Origin of the sequence: Mesorhizobium sp. M2A.F.Ca.ET.037.01.1.1 (assembly GCF_003998075.1) — a bacterium.
Classification (GTDB): Bacteria; Pseudomonadota; Alphaproteobacteria; order Rhizobiales; family Rhizobiaceae; genus Mesorhizobium.
Window position 1 is genome coordinate 1 of the sequence record NZ_RZSA01000292.1, and the last position, 6,743, is coordinate 6,743.

The 6,743-nt window shown below is 64.7% G+C and carries 8 protein-coding genes; 6 read left to right on the forward strand and 2 right to left on the reverse strand.

What is annotated here, in order from left to right; translation table 11 throughout:
- A partial coding sequence (locus EOA27_RS16205) for a response regulator transcription factor (RefSeq protein ID WP_189562041.1) occupies positions 1–336 on the forward strand: 336 nt, incomplete at its 5' end.
- Between the two features lie 112 nt (positions 337–448).
- Here EOA27_RS16205 and EOA27_RS16210 read toward each other — a convergent pair.
- Positions 449–1,294, reverse strand: a complete 846-nt coding sequence (locus tag EOA27_RS16210; RefSeq protein WP_126080167.1) for an LOG family protein — start codon at positions 1,292–1,294, stop codon at positions 449–451.
- A 143-nt stretch (positions 1,295–1,437) separates the two neighbouring features.
- Between EOA27_RS16210 and dapD the strand changes: the two genes are divergently transcribed.
- From dapD to EOA27_RS16225, 3 genes are all read left to right on the forward strand, one after another.
- Positions 1,438–2,292, forward strand: a complete 855-nt coding sequence (gene dapD / locus EOA27_RS16215; protein WP_126080166.1) for a 2,3,4,5-tetrahydropyridine-2,6-dicarboxylate N-succinyltransferase — start codon at positions 1,438–1,440, stop codon at positions 2,290–2,292.
- A 126-nt stretch (positions 2,293–2,418) separates the two neighbouring features.
- A complete protein-coding gene (locus EOA27_RS16220; protein WP_189341914.1) occupies positions 2,419–2,790 on the forward strand; it encodes a DUF805 domain-containing protein in 372 nt (123 codons plus the stop codon).
- A 7-nt stretch (positions 2,791–2,797) separates the two neighbouring features.
- Positions 2,798–3,499 carry a hypothetical protein gene (locus tag EOA27_RS16225; RefSeq protein ID WP_126080164.1) on the forward strand — a complete coding sequence of 234 codons (702 nt, stop codon included), beginning with the start codon at positions 2,798–2,800 and terminating at the stop codon, positions 3,497–3,499.
- A 75-nt stretch (positions 3,500–3,574) separates the two neighbouring features.
- Here EOA27_RS16225 and EOA27_RS16230 read toward each other — a convergent pair whose 3' ends face one another.
- A complete protein-coding gene (locus EOA27_RS16230; RefSeq protein WP_127256687.1) occupies positions 3,575–4,609 on the reverse strand; it encodes a 2-dehydropantoate 2-reductase in 1,035 nt (344 codons plus the stop codon).
- Positions 4,610–4,784: 175 nt separating this feature from the next.
- Between EOA27_RS16230 and dapE the strand changes: the two genes are divergently transcribed.
- A complete protein-coding gene (gene dapE, locus EOA27_RS16235; protein WP_126080162.1) occupies positions 4,785–5,984 on the forward strand; it encodes a succinyl-diaminopimelate desuccinylase in 1,200 nt (399 codons plus the stop codon).
- A 2-nt stretch (positions 5,985–5,986) separates the two neighbouring features.
- Positions 5,987–6,592 (forward strand): transporter, encoded by a 606-nt coding sequence (locus EOA27_RS16240; protein WP_126083621.1) that lies wholly within the window; start codon positions 5,987–5,989, stop codon positions 6,590–6,592.
- The last annotated feature ends 151 nt before the right edge of the window (positions 6,593–6,743 follow it).

Genomic DNA, 6,743 nt, shown 5'->3' on the forward strand with positions numbered 1-6,743 from the left:
GTGGTCAAGCGCTCGACCGCGACGGACCTGCTGCAGGCCATCCGGTGCGTGCTGGCCGGCGACAATTATGTCGATCCCGCACTCGCGGCGCGCATATTGAGCCCGCGCAGCGCCCCGCAGGGCGATCCGGGCAATCTCAGCCAACGGGAGCGGTCGGTGATCCAGCTGGTGGCGCTCGGCTACAGCAACAAGGAAATCTCGTCCCGACTCAACCTCAGCATCAAGACGATCGAAACCTATCGCACAAGGGCGTCCGAGAAGCTCGAGCTCCGCTCGCGGGCGGCCATTGTGCGCTTCGCGCACTCGAATGGCTGGCTGGCCGAGTTGCCGGTGTGAGCCGGCATGGCCGGGATGGATCCCCGAGTAGAGGAATTGGAGAATTGAAGAATTGACGAAAAAGGGAGTCCGAGTCGTTCTTCAATTGTTTAGTTCTTCAATTCATCAGTTCCTACTCCCCCAACTTGTAGAAGCGTCGGATGATTTCCCACGCTTCCTCGGCGGTGTCGACGAAATCGATGATATCCTGATCGCCGGGCGAGATCGTGCCCTGCTCGGCAAGGAAATCGAGGTCGATCACCCTTCGCCAGAAGGCCTTGCCGAACAGGATCACCGGCACGCGCTCCATGCGCCCGGTCTGGATCAGGGTCAGCGTCTCGAAGAACTCGTCCATCGTGCCGAAGCCGCCCGGGAACACGGCAACCGCCTTGGCGCGCATGACGAAATGCATCTTGCGGATGGCGAAATAGTGGAAGTTGAAGCAGAGCTCCGGCGTGACATAGGCGTTGGGCGCCTGCTCGTGCGGCAGCACGATGTTCAAGCCGATCGACGGCGCGCCGACATCGTCGGCGCCGCGGTTGCCCGCTTCCATGACGCCAGGGCCGCCGCCGGTGACGACGACATATTCACGATAATAGGAGGTGGCCGATTGCTGCGAGCACAGACGGGCGAATTTGCGCGCTTCCTCGTAATATTTGCTGTTCGCCTCGAGGTTCTTCTTCTGCGTCTCGTTCTTCGCAGCCCAGGCTTCGCCGCCCGGCTCGGGCAGGCGGGCGCCGCCGAACAGGATCACCGTCGAGCGGATGCCGCGTTCGGCCAGGATCATTTCCGGCTTCAAGAGCTCCAGCTGCAGCCGCACGGCGCGCAATTCGCGCCGCGTCATGAAGTCCGGATCGTTCCAGGCCAGCCGGTAGGTTTCGGCACGTGTCTGCGGGGTATCCGGCACGCTTTTCGCGCGCTCCAGGTCCTCGTCCGAATGCGGCAGCGGCGTCCACCCCGCCTTTTCCATGGGAGTCATCGAATCCACCCGTCCAATTCCTTACTTGCGCCGTCCCGTGACGCTGGCGCGATTGACCCCCATTCAGCCTTAACATAGGGTCCGCGCGACTTTTAAACAGGTTAAGGCTCAGCCCCTTAACAGCTTGGTAATGGAGCGAAATCATGTCGAAGCCCGATCTGGCGAGCCTCGAAACGACTATCGAGAAGGCCTTCGAGGAGCGCGACACGATTTCGACCGCCACGCGCGGCGAGACGCGCGACGCCATCCAGTCCGCGCTCGACCTGCTCGACCGCGGTGTCGCCCGCGTCGCGGAGCGGCGGGACGACGGCACGTGGCACGTCAACCAGTGGCTGAAGAAGGCGGTGCTGCTCTCCTTCCGGCTGAACCCGATGGAGATCATCAAGGGCGGCCCCGGCCAGGCGGTGTGGTGGGACAAGGTGCCGTCCAAGTTCGACGGCTGGAGCGCCGTCGATTTCGAGAAGGCCGGCTTCCGCGCCGTGCCGTCCTCGATCGTGCGCCGCTCGGCCTATGTCGCGCCGGGCGCGGTGCTGATGCCGTCTTTCGTCAATGTCGGGGCCTATGTCGATACGGGCACCATGGTCGACACCTGGGCCTCGGTCGGCTCCTGCGCCCAGATCGGCAAGAACGTGCATCTTTCCGGCGGCGTCGGCATCGGCGGCGTGCTGGAGCCGATGCAGGCCGGCCCGACCATCATCGAGGACAATTGCTTCATCGGCGCGCGCTCCGAAGTGGTGGAAGGCTGCATCGTGCGCGAAGGCTCGGTGCTCGGCATGGGCGTGTTCATCGGCCAGTCGACCAAGATCGTCGACCGGGCCACCGGCGAGGTCTTCTACGGTGAGGTGCCGCCCAACTCGGTGGTGGTCGCCGGCTCGATGCCGGGCAAGAATTTCCCGAACAACGAGCCGGGCCCGAGCCTCTACTGCGCCGTCATCGTCAAGCGCGTCGACGCCAAGACGCGTTCGAAGACCTCGATCAACGAATTGCTGCGCGATTGATCCTTCCTAAAGCGCGTCGCGATCTTTCAGATTCGCTCCCTGCGCTTTAGGTTTTGATCTTGCGCATGTCTTTGTCCCGAAACCGGTTCCCACTTCGGGAGACATGCTTTGACGGAGCGGACGCGGTTGTCTGAAAGATCGCAATTCCTCTGGCTGTTCTTCAGCCTTTCGGGGCGGCTGAGCCCGGTCGCCTATGCGCTGGCCGGAGTTTTGCTGGTGCTCGTTCAGTTTTTCCCGTTCTACCAGTTCGCGCGGGTGGAGTTGAACACCACCGCCAGCCAGAACTGGGCCATGATCTGCTGGGGCGTGCTCTTGATCTCGGCCTGGGCCACCTTCGCGGTGACGGCAAAGCGCTTCCACGATTTCGGCAAGCCGACCTATTTTGCGCTGATCTCGCTCATCATCGGTCCCATCCTGCTCATCATCCTCTCCTGTTTCCGCAGCGATCCCGGACCGAACCGTTACGGCAGGCGCACCAACGCGCCGGCCGATTCGTGAGGCTGTCATGCGCTACCGCGCGCTCGATCCGCAACTGATCATCGAGACGGCCGAAAGGCTGGAGGGGCGGATCGGCGAGCGTTTTCCGGATGCCGGCCTGCGCGGCGTCGCCGCCGAGCTGGTGTCGCTGTCGCGGGACCTCGCCAAGGCGGCCAGGGAACTGGAGACGCCGATCTGGTGGCTGCGCGGCGTCATCATCGCGGCCTTCATCGCCGGCGTGGCGGTGTTCCTGTTCGTCGGCACGATCCTGCCGCTCGACCGCATTTCGGGCGCCGACGACGCCGTACAGTCGATGCAAGGCATCGAAGCGACGATCAACACCGTCATCCTGGCCGCGCTCGGGCTGCTGGCGCTGGTCCGCACCGAGGAGCGCATCAAGCGCAAGAAAGTCTTCCGCCAGTTGCACGGGCTGCGCTCGCTGATCCATGTCATCGACATGCATCAGCTGACCAAGGACCCGGCGGCGCTGTCGGCCGATTTCAAGCCGACCGCGCACTCGCCCGCCCGCATGACCAACGCCGCGGACCTTGCGCGCTATCTCGACTATTGCTCGGAGATGCTGTCGATCGCCGGCAAGGTGGCGGCGCTGTTCGCGCAGTCGGTCAATGACGATGTCGTCATCGACGGGGTCAACGACATCGAGAACCTGAGCTCCAACCTGTCGCGCAAGATCTGGCAGAAGATCACGCTGATCGAAGGCCGCCGCTAGAGCGGTTCACCGTTTCAAGGAAACGGCGAACCGCTCTATCCGTTTGTTTTTGCGCAATTCCGGACGGAAAACCGCTCACACTTTTCCTGGAATTGCGCTGACCGCGTCCGGCCCGAGGCCGGGGGGACCGCGCTTTTCCGCTTCGGCCTGACGCACCAGAGCCGCGACCCGTTCGTTCATCGGCGCCGGGATGCCGGCCTGCCTGGCCAGGCGAATGACCGCGCCCTGCAATTCGTCGATCTCGGTCGGACGGCCGCGTTTGAGATCGTCCCACATCGACGAACGCGCCTGAGGGCCGATCGCCAGCATGCGGCGCGCCAGGAGGCCGAACAGCCAGTCGGGCAGCCGCAGCACTTTCGGCAGCAGCGCCGGCGGCAGGCCGGTGATGCGCGCCGGCGCTATCCCCGCCGCCCTCATCGCGGCAAGCGCCTCGTCGACCTGGGCGGCCAGGATCACGCGCCAGCTCCGGTCGGCCAGTTGGCTTGCCAGCGGCAGGTCGGAGAGCGCCACCAGAGCATTGTTGAGGTTCATCAGCAATTTGCTCCACTGCACCGCCTTCATGTCGGCGCGCGCCTCGACGGCAAGCCCGTCGACATCGAGCAGCTCGGCAAGGCCATCGACGCCGTCGTCGATCATTACCTCGCCCTGGCTGGCGCGATGGATGCGGAACGGCAGCTCGCCGTCCGCCGACTGCACGACGTTGAACATCACCATGCCGGTCAGCACCCGCCGTCCGGGGAGCCCGTCACGCAGCCGGTTGGCATTGTCGACGCCGTTCTGCAGGCTGACCACCACGGCATCCGGACGCCCGTGGGCGGCGATCAGCTTCACCATCTCCCCGGTCGCGCCGCTCTTCACCGTCACCAGGATGACATCGGCGTCCGCCAGTGCGATCGCCGGATCGACGGTCGCCGAAATCGCCTGCGCTTCGATGCGGCGGTCGCGGCCATCAAGATCGCTGACGCGCAACCCGCTTTCTCGCATGGCCTCGACGACGCGGCCGCGGCCTAGGAAGACGACCTTGCGCCCGGCGAGCGCCAGGCAGCCGCCGACATAGCAGCCGATGCTGCCGGCGCCGGCTATCGCGATGGTGCTTGTTTCGCTGGCCATGAATTTGTCCTCGCTTGGCTCCCGACTTGCCATGATGTCCTGTCGTTCTCCCAGAACTGCTGCAAACGTCCGGGCGACATGCATTTATACGTGATGAAAACCATATTGTCGGCGGCATCACCGGCGATGATCTGCCACCGTGACACGACAAACGCTTTCGACTATCGCTTTGCCCATGACATTGCCGACCGATCCCGCCGCGAATCTTGCCGCCCTGATCCGCTGTCCGTCCGTCACACCCGCAGAAGGTGGGGCTCTTGCCGCACTGGGGGACATGCTGAAGCCGCTTGGCTTTTCGGTCGAGCGCCCAGTCTTCTCGGAAGACGGCACGCCGGACATCGAAAACCTCTATGCGCGGCGCTCGGGCAACGGCCCGCATCTCATGTTTGCCGGCCATACCGATGTCGTGCCGGTGGGCGACGAATCGGCATGGACGCATCCGCCCTTCGCCGCCGAAATCGCCAAAGGCGAGATGTATGGCCGAGGCGCCGTCGACATGAAGGGCGGCATCGCCTGCTTCATCGCCGCGGTGGCTCGCCACGTGGAGAAAAACGGCGGGCCGAAAGGCTCGGTCTCGCTGCTCATCACCGGCGACGAGGAAGGGCCGGCGATCAACGGCACCACCAAGCTGCTCGACTGGGCGGCGGCCAAGGGCGAGAAGTGGGACGCCTCGATCGTCGGCGAGCCGACCAATCCGGATGCGCTGGGCGACATGATCAAGATCGGGCGGCGCGGCTCGCTGTCTGGTACCGTGACCGTCAACGGACGCCAGGGCCATGCCGCCTATCCGCAGCTTGCCGACAATCCGGTGCGCGGGCTGATGAGCCTGGTCGACGCGCTGCTCCATCCCGTATTCGACAAGGGAACCAAGGATTTCCAGCCGACCAATCTCGAAGTGACGTCGATCGACGTCGGCAATCCGGCGACCAACGTCATCCCGGCCAAGGCGACGGCGACGTTCAACATCCGCTTCAACGACACATGGGACGCGCAGACGATACAAGCCGAGATCCACAACCGGCTCGACCAGGCGGCCGGCCGCAAGAAATACCGACCGGGCAAGAAGACGCCGGTCGACTACGAGCTTGTCTGGCGCGACCGGCCGAGCCATGTCTTCCTCACCCGCGACGACAGGCTGATCGATACGCTGAGCAGCTCCGTCAAGACGGTGGTCGGCAGGACGCCGGCGCTCTCCACCTCCGGCGGCACGTCGGACGCGCGCTTCATCAAGGATTATTGCCCTGTGGTCGAGTTCGGGCTGGTCGGCAAGTCCATGCATATGGTGGACGAGCGCGTCGCGCTTGCCGACCTCGAGACGCTGACGCAGATCTACGAACGTTTCATCGAAGACTGGTTCGCAAAAGGCCTTTCGTGACCATGCTATCGGCGGACGAAACCTATGCTTCGCTGGTCGGCGCTTGGCGGCTGATGTTCGGCAAGGCCGACGGGCTGCGCCTGCTCGACCTTTCGGCGGACGGTTTCTGGAATTCCTTCTACGCCATCGTCGTGGCGGCGCCGGCGCTGATCGTCGGCTGGGTGGGGATCGCCAATGAGATCGGCGATCCGGAGGCCTTCGCCGGGCGCCTCGGCATGCTGATCAGGCTGGCGACGGTGGATATCGGCTCCTGGGTGCTGCCGCTGGTGGCGCTGGCGCTGGTCGCGCCGCGCACCGGCATCGGCGGCCGCTTCGTCCACTATGTCGTTGCCTCCAACTGGGCGTCGGCGATCATCGCCTGGCTGATGCTGCCCTCGGCGCTGCTCAGGCTGTTCCTGCCCTCAACCAGCGAGATCAGCAGCCTTGTCTCGCTGTTCCTGTTCGCGCTGTCGGCGCTGCTGACCTGGCGCATGACCAATGCGTCGATCGGCAAGGGCGCCGCCGTGGGCACCGCCGTCTTTGTCGGCATGTTCATCGCCTCGCTGCTCGTCCTGTTCGGCCTGCAGGCGCTGCTCGGCATCGACATACCGGACAGCACGACGGGTTAAGTGTCGGGGTCCCCGGCGATGGTGAATTTGCCGGGCGCCTCCGGATAGTCGACGCCGACGAGAAAAAGCCCGTCCGGCGGCGCTACCTGGCCGCAGGCGGCGCGATCGCGCGCTTCGAGCGCAGCCTTGAGATCGGCCGCGCCCCAGGAGC

Bases quoted from the DNA above. Each gene is read 5' to 3' on its own strand.
- EOA27_RS16210 (WP_126080167.1), bottom strand. From the start codon at position 1,294: ATGACTCCCATGGAAAAGGCGGGGTGGACGCCGCTGCCGCATTCGGAC.
- dapD (WP_126080166.1), top strand. From the start codon at position 1,438: ATGTCGAAGCCCGATCTGGCGAGCCTCGAAACGACTATCGAGAAGGCC.
- EOA27_RS16225 (WP_126080164.1), top strand. From the start codon at position 2,798: ATGCGCTACCGCGCGCTCGATCCGCAACTGATCATCGAGACGGCCGAA.
- EOA27_RS16230 (WP_127256687.1), bottom strand. From the start codon at position 4,609: ATGGCCAGCGAAACAAGCACCATCGCGATAGCCGGCGCCGGCAGCATC.
- dapE (WP_126080162.1), top strand. From the start codon at position 4,785: ATGACATTGCCGACCGATCCCGCCGCGAATCTTGCCGCCCTGATCCGC.
- EOA27_RS16240 (WP_126083621.1), top strand. From the start codon at position 5,987: ATGCTATCGGCGGACGAAACCTATGCTTCGCTGGTCGGCGCTTGGCGG.